The following is a 16117-nucleotide window of genomic DNA, read 5'->3' as shown; positions in this document are numbered from 1 at the left end:
AATTTCAGGCGCTTTGTTCAGCGCTGTGCTTGTTCTTGTAATCCAGCACAGCAGCTTTGATCGCATCTTCCGCCAAAATAGAGCAGTGAATCTTGACCGGCGGCAGTGCCAATTCTTCAGCAATTGCCGTGTTCTTGATCTCCAAGGCTTGGTCCAATGTCTTGCCCTTGACCCATTCAGTGACCAGGGAAGAAGACGCAATCGCAGAGCCACAACCATAAGTTTTGAATTTGGCATCCTGGATGACGCCATCAGCGCCGACCTTGATTTGCAATTTCATGACGTCGCCGCAAGCAGGTGCACCGACCATGCCGGTACCTACAGTGTCATCGCCTTTTTCAAAGGCGCCGACATTACGTGGATTTTCATAGTGATCCAACACTTTTTCAGAGTAAGCCATTTTGATGCTCCTTGATTTTCTTAAATGCGTTTTTCAAATGCGCCATGAATATGAATTAATGCGCAGCCCACTGGATAGTGGAGATATCAATACCGTCCTTGTACATATCCCAGAGGGGTGACAATTCACGTAACTTGGCAACCTTGGTCTTCAGCAGGTCTATCGTAAAGTCGATATCTTCTTCTGTCGTAAAGCGACCGATAGTAAAGCGTATCGAGCTATGCGCCAGTTCGTCGCTGCGGCCCAGTGCGCGCAGAACGTATGACGGTTCCAGACTGGCTGAGGTACATGCAGATCCGGACGATACCGCAATATCCTTGATTGCCATGATCAGGGATTCACCTTCAACATAGTTGAAACTGACATTCAGGTTGTGCGGCACACGGTGTTCCATGTCGCCATTGACATAAGTTTCTTCAATTTCTTGCAAGCCTTTTGCCAGGCGGTCACGCATGGAGCGTACATGTGCCAGCTCGCTTTCCATTTCCTCTTTTGCGATGCGGAAGGCTTCGCCCATACCAGCAATTTGATGCGGTGCCAGTGTGCCTGAGCGGAAACCACGTTCGTGACCGCCACCGTGCATCTGTGCTTCGAGGCGCACGCGTGGCTTGCGGCGAATGTAAAGCGCGCCTATGCCTTTCGGGCCATAAGATTTGTGAGCAGAGAAAGACACTAGGTCAACCTTGGTATTTTCCAGATCGATATGCACCTTGCCAGTCGCCTGCGCTGCATCGGAATGGAATACGATGCCTTTTTCACGGCACAATTCACCAATTTCAGCGATAGGCTGAATGACGCCTATCTCATTATTGACCCACATGACGGACACGAGAATGGTGTCCGGACGTATGGCTTCTTTTAATTGTTCTATCGTGATCAGGCCGTTGTCGCCTGGTTGAAGATAGGTTGCTTCAAAGCCCTGGCGTTCCAGTTCACGCACGGTGTCCAGCACCGCTTTGTGCTCGGTTTTTACCGTGATGATGTGCTTGCCTTTGGCCTTGTAAAAGTTTGCAGCACCCTTCAGCGCCAGGTTATTGCTTTCTGTCGCGCCAGAAGTCCAGATGATTTCACGCGGATCAGCATTGACAAGATCAGCCACTTGCGCACGTGCATCTTCAACTGCTTTTTCAGCATCCCAGCCGTACATATGGCTACGTGAAGCCGGATTGCCATACTGCGCGCGCAGGAAGGGAATCATTTTATCGGCAACACGGGGGTCAACCGGCGTCGTCGCCGAATAATCCATATAAATAGGGAAGTGTGGTGACTTCAAGGTGTCGAGCAGGCTTTGTTCCAAAGGGGCGTTCATTCAAAACTCCAAATATTCAAGAGGCAATGTGATTGACATGCGTATGGTGCATGACGACTACATGGTTTTCTGATGCTTTCTGTCTTTGCTGATTGACCAGGTCCTGAAGTGAAACGGAATCCAGGTAATCGACCATTTTGGCGTTCAGCGTCGCCCACAGGTCGTGCGTCATGCAGTGCAGGCCATTTTCATGGTCGCTGCCATGACAATTGCCTTTGCCACCGCATTGCGTTGCATCAAGAGGCTCGTCAACTGCAATGATAATATCGGCAACGGTGACATTCTGCGCCTTGCGGGCAAGATTATATCCGCCGCCTGGTCCTCGGACGGATTCAACGATTTCATGGCGGCGCAATTTCCCGAATAACTGTTCAAGATAGGACAGGGATATATCCTGACGCTGGCTGATGCCAGCCAGGGTCACGGGTCCCTTATCCTGGCGCAGGGCCAGGTCTATCATTGCCGTCACGGCAAAACGTCCTTTGGTGGTCAGTCGCATATATTACTCCGGGGATACTCCACGCACGAAAAGCTGAATGCCCTGAGTTGTTGAGCATTTTAGTCAAGTATAGCAAACTTGAGTAATTTTGTCAGGAATAGACTTATAGTGAGGAGGGCGATGCCAGGTGAGCTTTGCGTTCTGCTGTGTAATGCCACCAAGTCTGAGGTGGTTCGCCATTCATGAATTTTACTATGGAAATGAAAACATCGTAGACACATGGGTCATGCCTGACTTTGGTCAGGGCACATAGCTCGTCGTACATCTGGTAGGGATTGCGTCCTTTTAACTGCTGTGGCTCAGTAATGCTTAGTAGATGCAAGTCGGCAACTGTAGCCTTGCCGACATTTGGTAACTGTTCCAAGTGCTTGATGTCAGTGCAAGTAAGTGCTTTTTCATAAATTTTTTTGCTGCTCCTTACAAGCGAGTTCTGAGTAAGAAATTGTATGATGAAATCTTGGCGGTATAAAGTTAAAGACCGCCATTTGGCGGTCTTTTGAAGCTAATATATTTGATCTCGATCAAATATCAAAGCTGATGCCTTGCGCCAGTGGCAAGGAATTGCTGTAATTGAAGGTGTTAGTAGTGCGACGCATATAGGCTTTCCATGCGTCAGAACCAGATTCACGGCCGCCACCAGTTTCTTTTTCGCCACCAAACGCGCCGCCAATTTCTGCGCCGGAAGGTCCAATGTTGACGTTGGCGATACCACAGTCACTGCCAGCAGCAGAGACAAAGGTCTCGGCTTCACGCAGGTCGGTTGTGAATATTGAAGATGACAGGCCTTGCGGCACTTCATTATTCAATCTGATAGCTTGCTGCAAATCGCTGTAACGTACTATGTACATGATGGGCGCAAAGGTTTCATGGTGCATGGACGCAGTCTGGCTTGGCATTTCTACCAGTGCCGGACTGACGTAAAAGCCATCTTCGTTGCCCTCAACTACGGTGCGTTCGCCGCCAAACACTTGACCTTGTTCGGATTTGGCAATTGCCAACGCGCTTTGCATGGCATCGAAAGAGGCAGCATCAATCAATGGGCCGACCAGGGTGGTCTTTTTCAGAGGATTGCCGACTGGCAGGCCTGCATAGATTTTCTTCAGGCGCGGCACCAGTGTGTCATAAATACTGTCATGGACGAACAGGCGGCGCAGGGTAGTGCAGCGTTGACCAGCAGTGCCAACTGCAGAGAAGGTGATGGCGCGGACGGCCATTTCCAGATCTGCACTTGGAGCCACGATCATGGCGTTATTACCGCCCAGTTCAAGGATGGTACGAGTCAAACGCTTGGCGCAGACTTCAGCAACCTGGCGGCCCATGCGGGTGCTGCCTGTGGCGCTGACCAGGGCGATGCGCTTGTCTTCGACCATTTGCGCGCCAGTATCGCGTCCACCAATGATCAGTTCTGCCAGACCTGCCGGGGCATCGCTGCCAAAGCGGGCAACTGCCTTCATGAACAGGGCGTGGGTAGCGATCGCTGTCAGTGGGGTTTTTTCTGACGGCTTCCAGGTCACACTATTGCCGCAAACAAAAGCCAGTGCGGCATTCCATGCCCAGACTGCGACCGGGAAATTGAAGGCAGAAATGACACCCACTACGCCTATCGGATGCCATTGTTCCATCATGCGATGGCCAGGACGCTCTGAAGCTATCGTTAGACCATACAACTGCCGTGACAGACCAACTGCGAAATCGCAGATATCGATCATTTCTTGTACTTCGCCCAGGCCTTCTTGTAGGATTTTGCCAGCTTCCAGTGTCACCAACTGACCCAGGGCCAGTTTGTGAGTGCGCAATTCTTCCCCAAACAGGCGCACCAACTCACCGCGACGCGGCGCCGGGACGTTGCGCCATTGTAAAAATGCGGCATGGGCACGGTCTACGCGTTGTTTGACCTCTGCCGCAGTGTCAGCGCGCAGGCTGGCCAGATTTTTGCCGTCTATAGGGGAGATACTGTGAATGTCGCTACCCTGATAATCGCTTAAATTGATATCAAGCTCTTTCAGGATCGCTTGCAAAGTGGTGTTTTCCATCTTGTTTGCCTCGTCAGGTTTTTAAAAGGCAGACTTTCTTTTGGAAAGTCTGCCTTTATTAGTTATTAGATAGGCTAAATGCCAGTGGCCATATTGTAGCTCTGGCAGCGATCTTGTGCCCAGAACAGCAATGTTGGCTGATTACGCTGCGTAATATTGACCAAATCGGTTGGCCAGGAAATCAGCCAGGACAGCTTGCTCCTGACGCACCAGACCGTGCTGTGGCAATTTACCTGTAACTACCAGGTCAACCATAGCGCAAATGCCGGAGGCAGTTGTCAACTGTATGGCTGACAGCAATTGGCCGTTGACTTTTTGTGCATAGATTTTCTTCGCGTAGGATTCTTGTTCCAGGCGGCCATCGCGCATACCAACAACACTGACAAACACCAGCACCACGTCCTGTTTGGTCATGGGAATAGCGGTTTCCATGACTTCTTTCAAAATTGGACGGCGCTCCAGTTTGCCCAATTGCAGGTCGCGTATCAATACTTTGACGATATCGCGGTGACCAGGATAGCGCACAGTCTTGTAATTCAGGTTTTGTACCTTGCCTTCCAGGCTTTCGCACAAAGTGCCGAGGCCACCAGAAGTGTTGAAGGCTTCGTAGTCTATGCCATCCAGGGAGAAATGCTCGATTTCTTCCAGGGCTGCGGTTTCGCGCAATTGACCATCAACAATCGCTTCGCAAGGATTGCAGTATTCATTGATCAGGCCGTCAGTGCTCCAGGTTAGATTGTATTTCAACGCATTATTCGGGAAGGTAGGCAGGGCGCCGACACGCATGCTGACATCGCGCAGGGTTTCAAAACGCTTGGCAACATCATTGGCCACGATAGAGATAAAACCTGGTGCCAGGCCGCATTGTGGTACGAAGGCGCAATCAGCACCTTCCGCCAGTTGTTTGACAATACGTGTGCTTTCCACGTCTTCAGTCAAATCAAAATAATGGGAATTAGCTTCACGTGCTGCGCCAGCGATGATGGGTGTCAAAAAGTAAGGGCAGGCAGACATGGTGACCTTATGTCCGCGTATTAACTCTGTGACTGCCGCTTTATCACCCAGATCAGCCTGGACGATGCGGGTATTCGGGAAGCCAGCTTGCTGTACATATTTCAGACGTTCCGGGTCACGGTCTGCCACTGTGATTTCGTAATCGCCAGTGTGGGACAGCAAATTCAGAATCGCATCACCAATTTTGCCTGCGCCCAGAAGTATTAGTTTGGTTGTCATGTTTGTCTCCAGGATATAGTTGTGTTGTGAATGGAAGTGTAAGATTGATACTGAAGTCTAGGCCTTAGTTTTGTCAGTTAATAGCAGCAAAGTTATCGTCATATTGTGTATTTGCGAGATAAAATGTCTAGATAATCAAACAAAATGACGATATGAAACCTGATCTTGATGAGATAGACGACAAAATCCTGGCTTTGTTGATGGATAATGCCCGCCTGCCAGTGACAAGTATTGCCAAATTGGTGGGTATAGCGAGAACTACCGTGATCGCCCGTATATCTGCACTAGAGAAGCGTGGAGTCATAGCAGGTTACGGCCTAAAGCTGAATCAGAAGTTGGTGCAGCCCGCTGTCAGGGCTTATGTGGGTTTGTCAGTGGAAGCACGTTATGCTGCTGGCTTGATCAAGTATCTGCAGCAGTTACCGGAGACCGAAACGCTATGTGCAGTCAGCGGTGCTATCGACTATATGCTGACACTGCGGTGCGGCAATACGGATACATTGGACAAATTGCTGGATCAGATAGGGGCGCTGGATGGTGTCAGGCAGACTTCAACTTCAGTGATATTGAGTAAAAGGATAGACCGTGGAGCGCTATAGTGATGCACCGTGACCCAGATAGTGTCGTATCCGGGATGGACTGAAAAAATTAGGTGCTGCTGGCCGACTTGGCTTGTGATTTTTTATCTTCTGAAGTTGTCTTTTTAACTGCAGCAGGTACTGCTTGTGAATTGTCAGTAAAACGTTGATTCGATTGCTGCAATACTTGCAAGTGCACGGATGCGCGGTCAATTCCGCTTCTATCCAGTTGCAGAGGCGCAGGGGCTGCCGATGTTTGTGCAGGCGCTTCTTGCATCACTTCCGTTGTCTTGCCCTGATCTTCGTTCTGGATCGGAATGGAAGGTGCAAAGATAAAATCTTGTGAAAAAGCTATGCCTACCAGCAAAGTGGAAGACAGCACGCACAAGAAAATAGATTTTTTTAACATGATTGCCTGCAAATTAATAAGTGCTGCGGGTGTCAAAACCAATTTCGCCACAACTATCACAGTTAATGTTTCAGTAAACCGTGGGTGTGTTTTTTGCTATTTTTAATACAAATCTTTGGATAGTAGATGCTAAACAAGCAATTGAGGCCTTCTCTGTACAGGTACCTTTGCCTGTTGAGTCTGCCTGTCTTGCTGATCAAGAGCGAGCTTTTCCTCAGGGCTGAGACGTTTCGCCGCAATGAAGACAGTTTGCATCGTGTTACCAGCCTGTTCGATATCAAAAGCTATCTTTTGTTGTTCTGTCAGTCTCTGTGCTGTTATTGTGACTGTGGAAATATTTGCTTTTGCAGCAAGTTTATTAATATATGTAGTCACCGATACTATGGTAGCAGCAAATACGCAAATGGTTAAGAGTGTTAAATTAGTTTTCTTGACGATATTCATTATTTTCTCTCTGGTTCTTCGTGTGGTCTTTCGATGTAAGCACTTTAAGCAAGTTACCTTGTGACTGCCATGCGTTTGCGATGAAATGCAGAAACCGGGGGGCGAAATTCAAATATTGAAACATGAGCGGCGCCCCTTCCCATGAAAAACCAGATGCTTTTTGCCAATTGGTGCCGCATTGAGAGATACTAGGTGCCTGTTAAAACATTAAGACTTGGGAGTCTGCATGTCGGGAAGTCGATACATTCAACAGATCAAACAGCTTGCTGTGCTGCTGACATTTTGGCCAGTGCTGGCACTAGCACAATTGCAGCCATGGGGAAATTACCCCGCATTGCCCAAGCCTAGTGCCTCAGGGCAGGCTGAGCAAGCTGACGACCGACATCGCTTTCTGGAATCGCTAAGTGACGCCCAGGTTCGGGCCTGGATGAAAAAGCAAACTGACTTTGCCAATGCGGCATTGGCAAACATCAGTGGTCGGGACGCTTTACTGAAGCGCCTCAAAGTCTTGCAAAGCACAGAATTTGGTGCCGGCAGTTTGCTGGAAGTGCGGGGCATGCAGTTTTTTGTGCGCATAACTGCGGATAACAGGCAGCAGCTTTTCATGCGCAATGCCGCTACCAATGCTGAGCGCTTGCTCCTGCTGACCGAGATTGGGCAAAGCATAGGTCTGTTCACGCCATCTGTGGATGGCAGCCATGTTGCCGTGACGATAATTACCCCCCCTGGACAGCGCCAAAGCCTGCGTATTATCAAGACTGGCGATGCCAGCATGCTCAAAGATAATCTGGAAATGATAGCTGCAGACATCAAGGATGTTGCCTGGAATGCTGATTCCACAGCGATTTATTACCGTAAGTCCGCAACAAAACCAGGTGCCGACCGTGGCGCTATCTGGCAGCACTTACTTGGCAGTAAACTGGAAACTGATGTTCCCGTCATTGGTCCAGGCGTTAACAAGAGCAGACGATTTGCTGTCAGTGATATCGTGTCGATCAGGACCAGAGCCAACTCGCCCTACCTGCTGGCAGCTGTTCAGCACGGGCATAACCAAGAACGCAGCCTGTACGTCATCAAGCAGGATCAGCTAAATGGAGCAGCGTCTCCCTGGCAGCGCATTGCAGCGCCAGCAGATAAAGTAAGGAATGCATGGCTGGCTGGTGAACAACTCTATCTGTTATCAACAAAAAAGAAGAATACAGGGGCTATACTTAAACTGGATTTAAAGACACCGCAAATCAGCGCTGCCAAGGAAGTCTTGCCCGCCAGCAGTGATGAATTGCTGGATGTGGCGGTTGCCCGGAATGCCTTGTATATTCATGCCGTTGAAGCCGGGTATAGCAAGCTCATGAAGGTGGAGCTTGATGGCAGTAAGCAGGAGGACCTGAGTTTGCCGCGTTCCGGACGTATCAGTGACTTGAGTGCCGATGCCGATAGTGAAGGGGTGCTCTTTGTTCTGGAGGCCGCAAATGCCGCGCCTTTAGCTTACCGTGCATTGGCTGGTGGTCAAGTCAGGAATGTAGAGGTGTTCCGTGCGCCGCAAGTTGGTTTTCATCGTTTCGTCAGCAAGAACCTGAGTATTTCCAGGCCTGGCAGCAACAAGAAAATTGCCTTGACACTACTATATTCCGAGGGCATGGAACTGGATGGTAAGCGTCCTGGCTTGTTGACGGTGGATACGGGTACTGGTTTGTCGAAGTTGGCCAGGTTCGACGCCTTGCGACTGGCATGGCTGGAACAGGATGCCCTGATGGCTATTGTTCATATTCCGGCAAATGAAAATGCCAAGCAAAAAAATCCAAATGAAGGCTTGGATGAGGTTATTGCAGCTGCTGACTACTTGATTGCCGAAGGTTATACCAGCCCTAAGAAACTGGTCGCGCAAGAAACAACGCCAGGCAAGCGATGGTTAGCGCAAGCCATTAGCCAGCGGCCTGAATTGTTTGTTGCCATGCAAAGTGCGGCAGTGCTCTCTGAAGCTGTGACTGCGGGCAAAAACCAAAAGTCGAATGCAGGCGGCAAGAGTAATGTTACCGGGGGTAACCTGAGTCCGTATGCCAGCTTGAGTGCTGGACGGAGTTATCCCGCAACCCTGATATCGGCCCGTTTTGGTCTGGCCGATACACCAATCTGGATGAGTGGCAAGTTCAGTGCGCGTTTGCAAGCAGTAAATGAAGAAAAATCCAGACCGGCATTATTTCGTACCGACTTTGCTGGTAGCTGGAAATATGATGCGCTTAGTGAGCTTGCAGATAATTGGGCCTTCTTGCTTTGGCAGACAGGGCACAAAGGATTTGTGCTTAAATAAAAAATGGCCGCTGTGAGAGAGCGGCCATTTTTTATCCAGTTGCCCGGGTATTCGGATTAGCAGGCAGCGTAGTTAACCGTGACCACGTGTACAGCCAGGCCGCCCAGGGAAGTCTCCTTGTATTTTGCCTGCATGTCAAAACCCGTCGCACGCATGGTTTCTATTACGTCGTCCAGACTGACATGATGCGTGCCATCACTGCGCAGGGATAATGACGCAGCTGTAATCGCCTTGACTGCTCCCATGCCATTGCGTTCTATGCAGGGAATTTGCACCAGACCGCCGATAGGGTCACAAGTCATACCCAAATGGTGTTCTATGCCGATTTCTGCGGCTGATTCAATTTGCTCATTAGTGCCGCCAAGGGCGGCGGTCAATCCAGCAGCTGCCATGGCACAGGCCACACCGACTTCGCCCTGGCAGCCGATTTCAGCGCCGGAAATCGAGGCATTCTTTTTGCACAGCATGCCTATGGCGGACGCTGCCAACATGAAATTGCGTATGCCTTGCTCTGGGTGGCTGGGTTTACAGTCTTCTGCGTAGTAGCGCAACACAGCCGGGATAATGCCGGCAGCACCATTGGTTGGCGCAGTAACTACACGGCCGCCAGCTGCATTTTCTTCATTGACTGCCATGGCATACAGACTGACACGGTGCAGGCCATCATGTGGCAATACGTCAGCTGTTTCATTGGCAGCGCGCCATAATTTGGCAGCGCGTCGTTTGACATGCAATCCACCTGGCAGTTCGCCAGACGTTTGCAGACCGCGCGAGATACAGCCTTTCATGACTGACCAGATTCTATCCAGGCCAGCATCGAGTTCTTCGTCGCTACAGTAGACATTTTCATTGGCGCGCATCATGTCTGTGATGGACAAACCTGTGCGTTTGCCATGGGCCAGCAATTCGGCCATGGTTCCAAATGGGTAGGGCAGGGGTTTCCATTCGCCGCTGTCGTCAGAGTCAGGATTCGCCAGTTCTTCTGATGAATAGATAAAACCGCCGCCTGTGGAGTAGTATATTTTTTCAAAACTGCTGCCATCATTACGAGTCAGTATGAATTTCATGCCATTTGGGTGGCCAGGCAATACTTCTTGCTTGAACCAGAGTATATCTGCGGCAACATCAAACTTGACAGAGTATTCACCCAGCAAATTCATTTTGCCTGAACTGGCCAGGGCGGCCAGTTTTTCATCCACGCTTTCAGGAACGAGGTCTTGCGGCGTCTCGCCCATCAAGCCCAGTAAAACTGCCTTGTCGGTTGCATGGCCATGGCCAGTCAGAGCGAGGGAGCCGTATAAGGCGACCTGTACTTTGGACACCTTATACAAATCTGCAGATTCAAGCAAAAATCTGCGGGCAGCCAGCATGGGGCCGACCGTATGGGAACTCGATGGGCCTACGCCTATTTTAAATAATTCGAATACACGCATGTCCATCAATTCACCTCTTTACTTGTCTCTGTTAATTATTTATGCGGCCTGATCCAACTCCTTCAACGCCGTTTGATCGACACGAATATTTTTCAACATGTCTTCCACCAGTTGTTGCAGGCCTACTTGTGCTTGCCAGCCCCAGTCAGTTGTCGCTACGTTGTCATCCAGGCTTTGTGGCCAGGAAGCGGCGATTGCCTGACGGCTGTCAGGCGCGTAGTGTATGTCAAATGCAGGCAAATTTTGTTTGATTGCAAACGCTAATTCCCGTGGATTAAAGCTTAAACCTGCTACATTGTAAGAAGAACGTATAGAAAGTTTGGCGGCTGGCGCATCCATCAGGGAGATGGTGGCGCGTATAGCATCCGGCATGTAGATCATCGGCAAGCTGGTTTCTGACTCAAGGAAACATTCATAAATTTCGCCTCGCAGAGCTGAATGAAATATGGCTATCGCATAGTCGGTAGTGCCACCGCCTGGAGGAGATTTGTAGCTGATGATGCCTGGGTAACGTATGCTGCGTACATCGACACTGTATTTTTGGAAATAATATTCGCACAGTCGTTCGCCAGCCAGTTTGCTGATGCCGTAGATTGTACTGGGGTCCATTACCGCGTATTGTGGTGTATTGATCGGCGGCGTGTTTGGGCCGAATGCAGCGATGGAGGAAGGCCAGAATACTTTCAATGGCTTGCCAGCTTCGTTGCGTGTGCGTGCCAGTTCAAGGATATTGAGCAGGCCATCCATGTTCAGCGTCCAGGCTTTCAGGGGGGCTTGTTCACCCGTCGCCGACAGCATTGCTGCCAGTTGATAGACCTGGGTGATGTCGTATTGAGCCACGACTTGCGCCAGACTCTCAGGGTTCAGGACATCAATGACTTCATAGATTTTAGCGCCATACAGGCTTTCAGGCCTAATGTCGGCAGCGACTACATTGTCTGCCCCATGCTGGTTTGCTAATGCTTCCACCAACTCACTGCCGATCTGGCCGTTGGCGCCTATCACTAAAATACGTTCCATGGATATCCCTTACTTAATGATGTTTAATTCGCGACCTGCCTGAGCAAACGCAGTCAGGGCAGTATTCAATTGTTCTGTAGTATGGGCGGCAGACAGCTGTACACGCACGCGGGCTTGTCCCATGGGAACGACCGGATAGAAGAAACCAGTCACCAGGACACCCAGTTCATACAGGCGCGCAGCAAATTTTTGCGCAACCGGTGCATCGAACAGCATGACGGGGACGACAGGATGTGTGCCTGGTTTGATGGTAAAGCCCAGTGCTTCGATTTCACGACGGAAGTGTGCAGTATTGGCATGCAGGCGGTCACGCAATTCAGTCGAGTTGGACAAGCGCTCCAGAACAGACAGGGACGCACCGGCTATCGACGGTGCCAGGGTGTTGGAGAACAGGTATGGGCGGGATTTTTGGCGCAGGGTGTCGATGACTTCCTTACGTGCAGCCGTAAAGCCACCCATGGCACCACCCAGTGCTTTACCTAACGTGCCAGTAATAATATCTATGCGACCCAGGACATTATGATGTTCATGTGTACCACGACCAGTCGCGCCCATGAAGCCGGATGCATGGCATTCATCAATCATGACCAGCGCATCATATTTGTCAGCCAGGTCACAAATCTTGTCGAGTTGGGCAATTGTGCCATCCATGGAGAAAACGCCATCAGTCACGATGATGCGGTGACGCTTATCGGCAGCAGTTATTAATTGTTTTTCCAGGTCAGCCATATCATTATGGGCATAACGGAAGCGGGCGGCCTTGCACAGGCGTATGCCGTCAATGATGGATGCGTGGTTCAGTGCATCGGAGATGATGGCATCATTTTCATCGAACAAGGGTTCAAATACACCCCCATTGGCATCAAATGCGGCTGCGTAAAGGATGCAGTCTTCCGTGCCAAGGAAAGCTGACAAGGCTGTTTCCAGTTGTTTGTGTACAGTTTGCGTACCGCAAATAAAGCGCACGGAGGACAGGCCATAACCATATTGCTCAGTAGCTGCTATGGATGCCTGTACCATGGATTCATCACCAGACAAACCCAGATAATTGTTGGCGCATAAGTTAATCAGCTTGCGGCCATCATCACAAGTGACTTCAGAACCCTGGCGGGAAGCAATCACGCGCTCTGGTTTGTAAAGGCCTTGTTCACGCAAATTGTTCAGATTGCTGGCCAAGCCTTGGATGAAGTTTGTTCTGGAAGTGGTCTGACTCATGGTGTCCCCGTGTATCTGGTGTGTTGCTGTGTATATTTGATCTTTGTTTACCAGCTTTATTGATGAAAGACTGGCAATTTCATGTCTGCAGATCAAAGGCACTGTTACACTATTGTTGGAAATTCCTAAAATATTTAAATAATTCAATATCTAGAACTAAAGTTCGATATATCGAATATTAAGCTAGCTTTTTTACTGATGCAAGAGTCTCTATGAAAAAAGTTTTACCCAATACCCCGCCAGAAGTGGGCGCGACTTTGCAAAAAATGCGTCTGGAGCGTGGTTTGACGCTGGAAGATTTGTCGCGTACAGCGGGAGTGTCGAAGTCCATGTTGTCGCAGATAGAAAGGGAAAAGGCTAATCCCACTATAGCTGTTGCATGGAGATTGGCAAATGCTTTGGGTGTCAGCATTGCGGAACTATTGTCATCTGAGTCACCCAAACTTGATCCCATTCGTGTATTGGAAGCGCACGAAACGCCGACACTGCCAGGTGAGCATGCTGGCTACGTGCTGCGCATACTGGGCCCGATGGAGCTGGCGGGTAAATATGAATGGTATGAACTGACCCTGGCACCCGGTGGTGCATTAGTGTCAAACTCACACGACCCTGGCGCATCAGAGCATCTGACTTTGTTGAATGGCAGCGTCGAAATTGAAGTGGAGGGCGCACGCAAGAAGCTCAAACTGGGTGCAACGGCGCGCTATGACGCAGATAAAAATCATGCTATCCGTAATTTGGGTAAAACCGAAGCTAAAGCCCTGCTGGTCGTCATCCATCGTTAAGTGCCAATCAGAATGCCATATTGCGGATTCTGGTAAGATCTACACTGTAAACTTGTTTGCTACATCATATTTTGCTGCCTGGCTGCAATTATTCTTGTGGCATAGGGTATGTGTTGTATGGAGATAAAAGCAGGTATGAGCAAGAATAAGACAATTCAAGTGTATGACAGGCCGGCAGGCGGCTGGGGAGCGTTAAAAAGTGTAGCTCAACAGATATTTGAACAGGGCATCCCCAAGAAGGGGGCTATGACTCTGCTGTCTGCCAACCAGCCAGATGGTTTTGATTGTCCAGGTTGTGCCTGGCCAGATGCAGATCACACCTCTACCTTTGAGTTTTGTGAAAATGGTGCCAAGGCAGTTGCTGCCGAATCAACAGCGCGACGCGCCACACCAGAAGTGATCTCCAGCCTTACTGTCACTGAGTTATTTGAAAAATCCGATTATTGGCTGGAATCCCAGGGGCGCCTTACTCATCCCATGCTATATGACCGTGCCAGCGACCGGTATCAGGTAATTGATTGGGATCAGGCTTTTGAGACTATTGCTACGCATCTCAATGCCTTGCCTAGTCCTGACGATGCGATTTTTTATACTTCGGGCCGCACCAGTAATGAAGCGGCTTTCCTGTATCAATTGTTTGTACGTGAATTTGGCACTAATAATTTCCCTGATTGTTCGAATATGTGTCACGAGCCTTCAGGCTTTGCTATGCGCGAAGCTATCGGGGTAGGCAAGGGTACGGTATTGCTGTCAGATTTCCAGCAGGCCGATGCGATATTGATTTTTGGACAGAACCCCGGCACCAATCATCCGCGCATGCTCGGTGAGTTGCGTGCAGCATCCAAGCGTGGTTCCGCCATCGTCTCTTTCAATCCCTTGCGTGAGCGTGGCTTGGAAAAATTCCAGAACCCGCAAAATGCAATCGATATGTTGACCGATCAGGCTTCCACCATTTCGTCTGACTATTTCCAATTGAAAATCGGTGGTGATCTGGCGACAGTCAAAGGCATGATCAAATGTGTGCTGGAAGCCGATCAATTGGCGCAAGCTGAAGGGCGGCATAGAATTATCGATGTGGATTTCATCGCCGAACATACCGCCAATTTTGAGCAATTTGCTGCAGAAGCAATGGCAGAACCTTGGGAGGTCATCGTCAGGGAATCCGGACTGGACAGGGCGCAGATACAACGCGCAGCAGATACCTACATAGGCGCTGGCAAGGTCATCGCCTGCTGGGGCATGGGCATCACGCAGCACAAGCATTCTGTGGCTACCATACAGATGATCGTCAATCTCCTGCTCTTGCGCGGCAATATAGGCCGCCCTGGTGCCGGGCCTTGCCCTGTGCGTGGACATAGTAATGTCCAGGGTGACCGTACTATGGGTATTGTAGAAAAACCAAAGGCAGCTTTCCTTGAGCGCTTGGGCCAGGTATTTGATTTTCAGCCACCGCAAAAACACGGTTACGATACTGTCGGAGCAATTGAGGCCATGCTCAACGAAGGTGGCAAGGTATTTTTTGGCATGGGCGGCAATTTCGCCACGGCCACCCCGGATACTGAAGTGACGCATAAAGCCTTGAAAAACTGCGCATTGACCGTGCATGTAACAACCAAGCTCAATCGCAGCCATTTGATCTGCGGGCAGAGTGCAATCATCCTGCCGTGCCTGGGACGTACTGAAATCGATATCCAGGAAACCGGTCCGCAAACCGTGACTGTTGAAGACTCCATGAGCATGGTGCATCTGTCATCCGGCATTAATCCTCCCGCATCGGCAGACTTGTTGTCTGAAGTGGCAGTAGTTGCCCGTCTGGCACAGGCTACACTCAAAGGTCGCAGCAAGACCCAGTGGGCCTGGTTGCAGGCTGACTATAGCCGCATACGCAATAAAATAGCTGCCGTGTTTGATGACTTTGCCAATTTCAACGAGCGTGTCAACGTGCCTGGTGGCTTCCATTTGCGCAATACCGCATCTGAGCGTGTATGGATGACAGCAACAGGTAAGGCCAATTTCAATACCCATGCCGTACCTATTGATTTACCGATACATCAGGCGCGCAGGAAAAGACAATCACCGGTCTTCAATCTGGCGACCATGCGTTCGCACGATCAATTCAATACCACCATCTATGGCATGAATGACAGGTATCGCGGTGTATTTGGTGAGCGCCGCGTTTTGTTCATCAATAAAGATGATATCAAGGCACTCAACATGCAAGCAGGCGACTGGATAGATATGGAAAGCCTGTGCGATGACGGCGTCAAACGTCAGGCAAAACGCTTCATGCTGGTTGAATATAATATTCCTCAAGGCTGCCTGGCTGCTTATTTCCCGGAAACAAATGGCCTGGTGCCCTTGTCCAGCTTTGCTGATCACGCACGCACGCCTACCTCGAAATCAATACCCGTGATCATCCATACCCATCACGCCCAGGTTTAATGCGGGGTT

15 protein-coding genes are annotated in these 16117 nt (G+C 49.9%); 4 read left to right on the top strand and 11 right to left on the bottom strand.

Annotated features, from left to right (window positions below):
* Positions 1 to 4: 4 nt before the first annotated feature.
* The 6 genes from iscU to H8L47_RS01690 form a co-directional block, all read right to left on the bottom strand.
* Positions 5 to 400: a Fe-S cluster assembly scaffold IscU gene (iscU, locus tag H8L47_RS01715; protein ID WP_186951509.1), complete on the bottom strand. Its 396-nt coding sequence runs from the start codon at positions 398 to 400 to the stop codon at positions 5 to 7.
* Positions 401 to 455: 55 nt separating this feature from the next.
* Positions 456 to 1709, bottom strand: a complete 1254-nt coding sequence (locus tag H8L47_RS01710) for an IscS subfamily cysteine desulfurase (RefSeq protein WP_186951508.1) — start codon at positions 1707 to 1709, stop codon at positions 456 to 458.
* A 16-nt stretch (positions 1710 to 1725) separates the two neighbouring features.
* Positions 1726 to 2208 (bottom strand): Fe-S cluster assembly transcriptional regulator IscR, encoded by a 483-nt coding sequence (iscR, locus tag H8L47_RS01705; RefSeq protein WP_162041504.1) that lies wholly within the window; start codon positions 2206 to 2208, stop codon positions 1726 to 1728.
* 103 nt (positions 2209 to 2311) lie between these two features.
* A complete protein-coding gene (locus H8L47_RS01700) occupies positions 2312 to 2572 on the bottom strand; it encodes a helix-hairpin-helix domain-containing protein (protein WP_222616367.1) in 261 nt (86 codons plus the stop codon).
* A gap of 157 nt (positions 2573 to 2729) precedes the next feature.
* On the bottom strand, positions 2730 to 4241 hold the full coding sequence (amaB, locus tag H8L47_RS01695) for an L-piperidine-6-carboxylate dehydrogenase (protein WP_186951507.1): 1512 nt from the start codon (positions 4239 to 4241) through the stop codon (positions 2730 to 2732).
* 141 nt (positions 4242 to 4382) lie between these two features.
* Positions 4383 to 5474: a saccharopine dehydrogenase family protein gene (locus H8L47_RS01690; RefSeq protein ID WP_186951506.1), complete on the bottom strand. Its 1092-nt coding sequence runs from the start codon at positions 5472 to 5474 to the stop codon at positions 4383 to 4385.
* A gap of 152 nt (positions 5475 to 5626) precedes the next feature.
* Between H8L47_RS01690 and H8L47_RS01685 the strand changes: the two genes are divergently transcribed.
* Positions 5627 to 6073, top strand: a complete 447-nt coding sequence (locus H8L47_RS01685) for an Lrp/AsnC family transcriptional regulator (RefSeq protein ID WP_186951505.1) — start codon at positions 5627 to 5629, stop codon at positions 6071 to 6073.
* A gap of 49 nt (positions 6074 to 6122) precedes the next feature.
* Here the strand turns inward: H8L47_RS01685 and H8L47_RS01680 are convergent, their stop codons facing one another.
* On the bottom strand, positions 6123 to 6461 hold the full coding sequence (locus H8L47_RS01680) for a hypothetical protein (RefSeq protein ID WP_186951504.1): 339 nt from the start codon (positions 6459 to 6461) through the stop codon (positions 6123 to 6125).
* Positions 6462 to 6590: 129 nt separating this feature from the next.
* On the bottom strand, positions 6591 to 6905 hold the full coding sequence (locus H8L47_RS01675; RefSeq protein WP_186951503.1) for a hypothetical protein: 315 nt from the start codon (positions 6903 to 6905) through the stop codon (positions 6591 to 6593).
* A 226-nt stretch (positions 6906 to 7131) separates the two neighbouring features.
* On the opposite strand from H8L47_RS01675, the gene H8L47_RS01670 reads away from it, so the two are divergent.
* Positions 7132 to 9213, top strand: a complete 2082-nt coding sequence (locus H8L47_RS01670; RefSeq protein WP_186951502.1) for a S9 family peptidase — start codon at positions 7132 to 7134, stop codon at positions 9211 to 9213.
* Between the two features lie 56 nt (positions 9214 to 9269).
* On the opposite strand, the gene H8L47_RS01665 is transcribed toward H8L47_RS01670, so the two are convergent.
* From H8L47_RS01665 to kbl, 3 genes are read right to left on the bottom strand one after another with little or no spacing between them, the layout of a single operon-like run.
* Entirely contained in the window at positions 9270 to 10652 is a 1383-nt protein-coding gene (locus H8L47_RS01665; protein WP_186951501.1) for an L-serine ammonia-lyase, read from the bottom strand.
* A 33-nt stretch (positions 10653 to 10685) separates the two neighbouring features.
* Complete coding sequence (locus H8L47_RS01660) at positions 10686 to 11666, bottom strand: NAD-dependent epimerase/dehydratase family protein (protein WP_186951500.1); 981 nt, start codon at positions 11664 to 11666, stop codon at positions 10686 to 10688.
* Between the two features lie 9 nt (positions 11667 to 11675).
* On the bottom strand, positions 11676 to 12881 hold the full coding sequence (gene kbl, locus H8L47_RS01655) for a glycine C-acetyltransferase (RefSeq protein WP_186951499.1): 1206 nt from the start codon (positions 12879 to 12881) through the stop codon (positions 11676 to 11678).
* Between the two features lie 212 nt (positions 12882 to 13093).
* On the opposite strand from kbl, the gene H8L47_RS01650 reads away from it, so the two are divergent.
* The gene (locus H8L47_RS01650; protein ID WP_186951498.1) at positions 13094 to 13666 is read left to right on the top strand and encodes a helix-turn-helix domain-containing protein; all 573 of its coding nucleotides are present in this window, start codon (positions 13094 to 13096) and stop codon (positions 13664 to 13666) included.
* A 135-nt stretch (positions 13667 to 13801) separates the two neighbouring features.
* On the top strand, positions 13802 to 16108 hold the full coding sequence (locus H8L47_RS01645) for an FdhF/YdeP family oxidoreductase (RefSeq protein WP_186951497.1): 2307 nt from the start codon (positions 13802 to 13804) through the stop codon (positions 16106 to 16108).
* Positions 16109 to 16117: the final 9 nt, after the last annotated feature.

It is taken from the genome of Undibacterium umbellatum (genome assembly GCF_014284125.1).
GTDB classification, from domain to species: domain Bacteria; phylum Pseudomonadota; class Gammaproteobacteria; order Burkholderiales; family Burkholderiaceae_D; genus Undibacterium; species Undibacterium umbellatum.
Note: the sequence above shows the minus strand (reverse complement) of the source record. Positions and strands in the feature narration are given on the sequence as shown.

Bases quoted from the DNA above. Each gene is read 5' to 3' on its own strand.
- H8L47_RS01650 (WP_186951498.1), top strand. From the start codon at position 13,094: ATGAAAAAAGTTTTACCCAATACCCCGCCAGAAGTGGGCGCGACTTTG.
- amaB (WP_186951507.1), bottom strand. From the start codon at position 4,241: ATGGAAAACACCACTTTGCAAGCGATCCTGAAAGAGCTTGATATCAAT.
- iscU (WP_186951509.1), bottom strand. From the start codon at position 400: ATGGCTTACTCTGAAAAAGTGTTGGATCACTATGAAAATCCACGTAAT.
- H8L47_RS01690 (WP_186951506.1), bottom strand. From the start codon at position 5,474: ATGACAACCAAACTAATACTTCTGGGCGCAGGCAAAATTGGTGATGCG.
- H8L47_RS01685 (WP_186951505.1), top strand. From the start codon at position 5,627: ATGAAACCTGATCTTGATGAGATAGACGACAAAATCCTGGCTTTGTTG.
- H8L47_RS01680 (WP_186951504.1), bottom strand. From the start codon at position 6,461: ATGTTAAAAAAATCTATTTTCTTGTGCGTGCTGTCTTCCACTTTGCTG.
- H8L47_RS01670 (WP_186951502.1), top strand. From the start codon at position 7,132: ATGTCGGGAAGTCGATACATTCAACAGATCAAACAGCTTGCTGTGCTG.
- H8L47_RS01660 (WP_186951500.1), bottom strand. From the start codon at position 11,666: ATGGAACGTATTTTAGTGATAGGCGCCAACGGCCAGATCGGCAGTGAG.
- H8L47_RS01645 (WP_186951497.1), top strand. From the start codon at position 13,802: ATGAGCAAGAATAAGACAATTCAAGTGTATGACAGGCCGGCAGGCGGC.
- iscR (WP_162041504.1), bottom strand. From the start codon at position 2,208: ATGCGACTGACCACCAAAGGACGTTTTGCCGTGACGGCAATGATAGAC.
- kbl (WP_186951499.1), bottom strand. From the start codon at position 12,881: ATGAGTCAGACCACTTCCAGAACAAACTTCATCCAAGGCTTGGCCAGC.
- H8L47_RS01665 (WP_186951501.1), bottom strand. From the start codon at position 10,652: ATGGACATGCGTGTATTCGAATTATTTAAAATAGGCGTAGGCCCATCG.
- H8L47_RS01710 (WP_186951508.1), bottom strand. From the start codon at position 1,709: ATGAACGCCCCTTTGGAACAAAGCCTGCTCGACACCTTGAAGTCACCA.
- H8L47_RS01675 (WP_186951503.1), bottom strand. From the start codon at position 6,905: ATGAATATCGTCAAGAAAACTAATTTAACACTCTTAACCATTTGCGTA.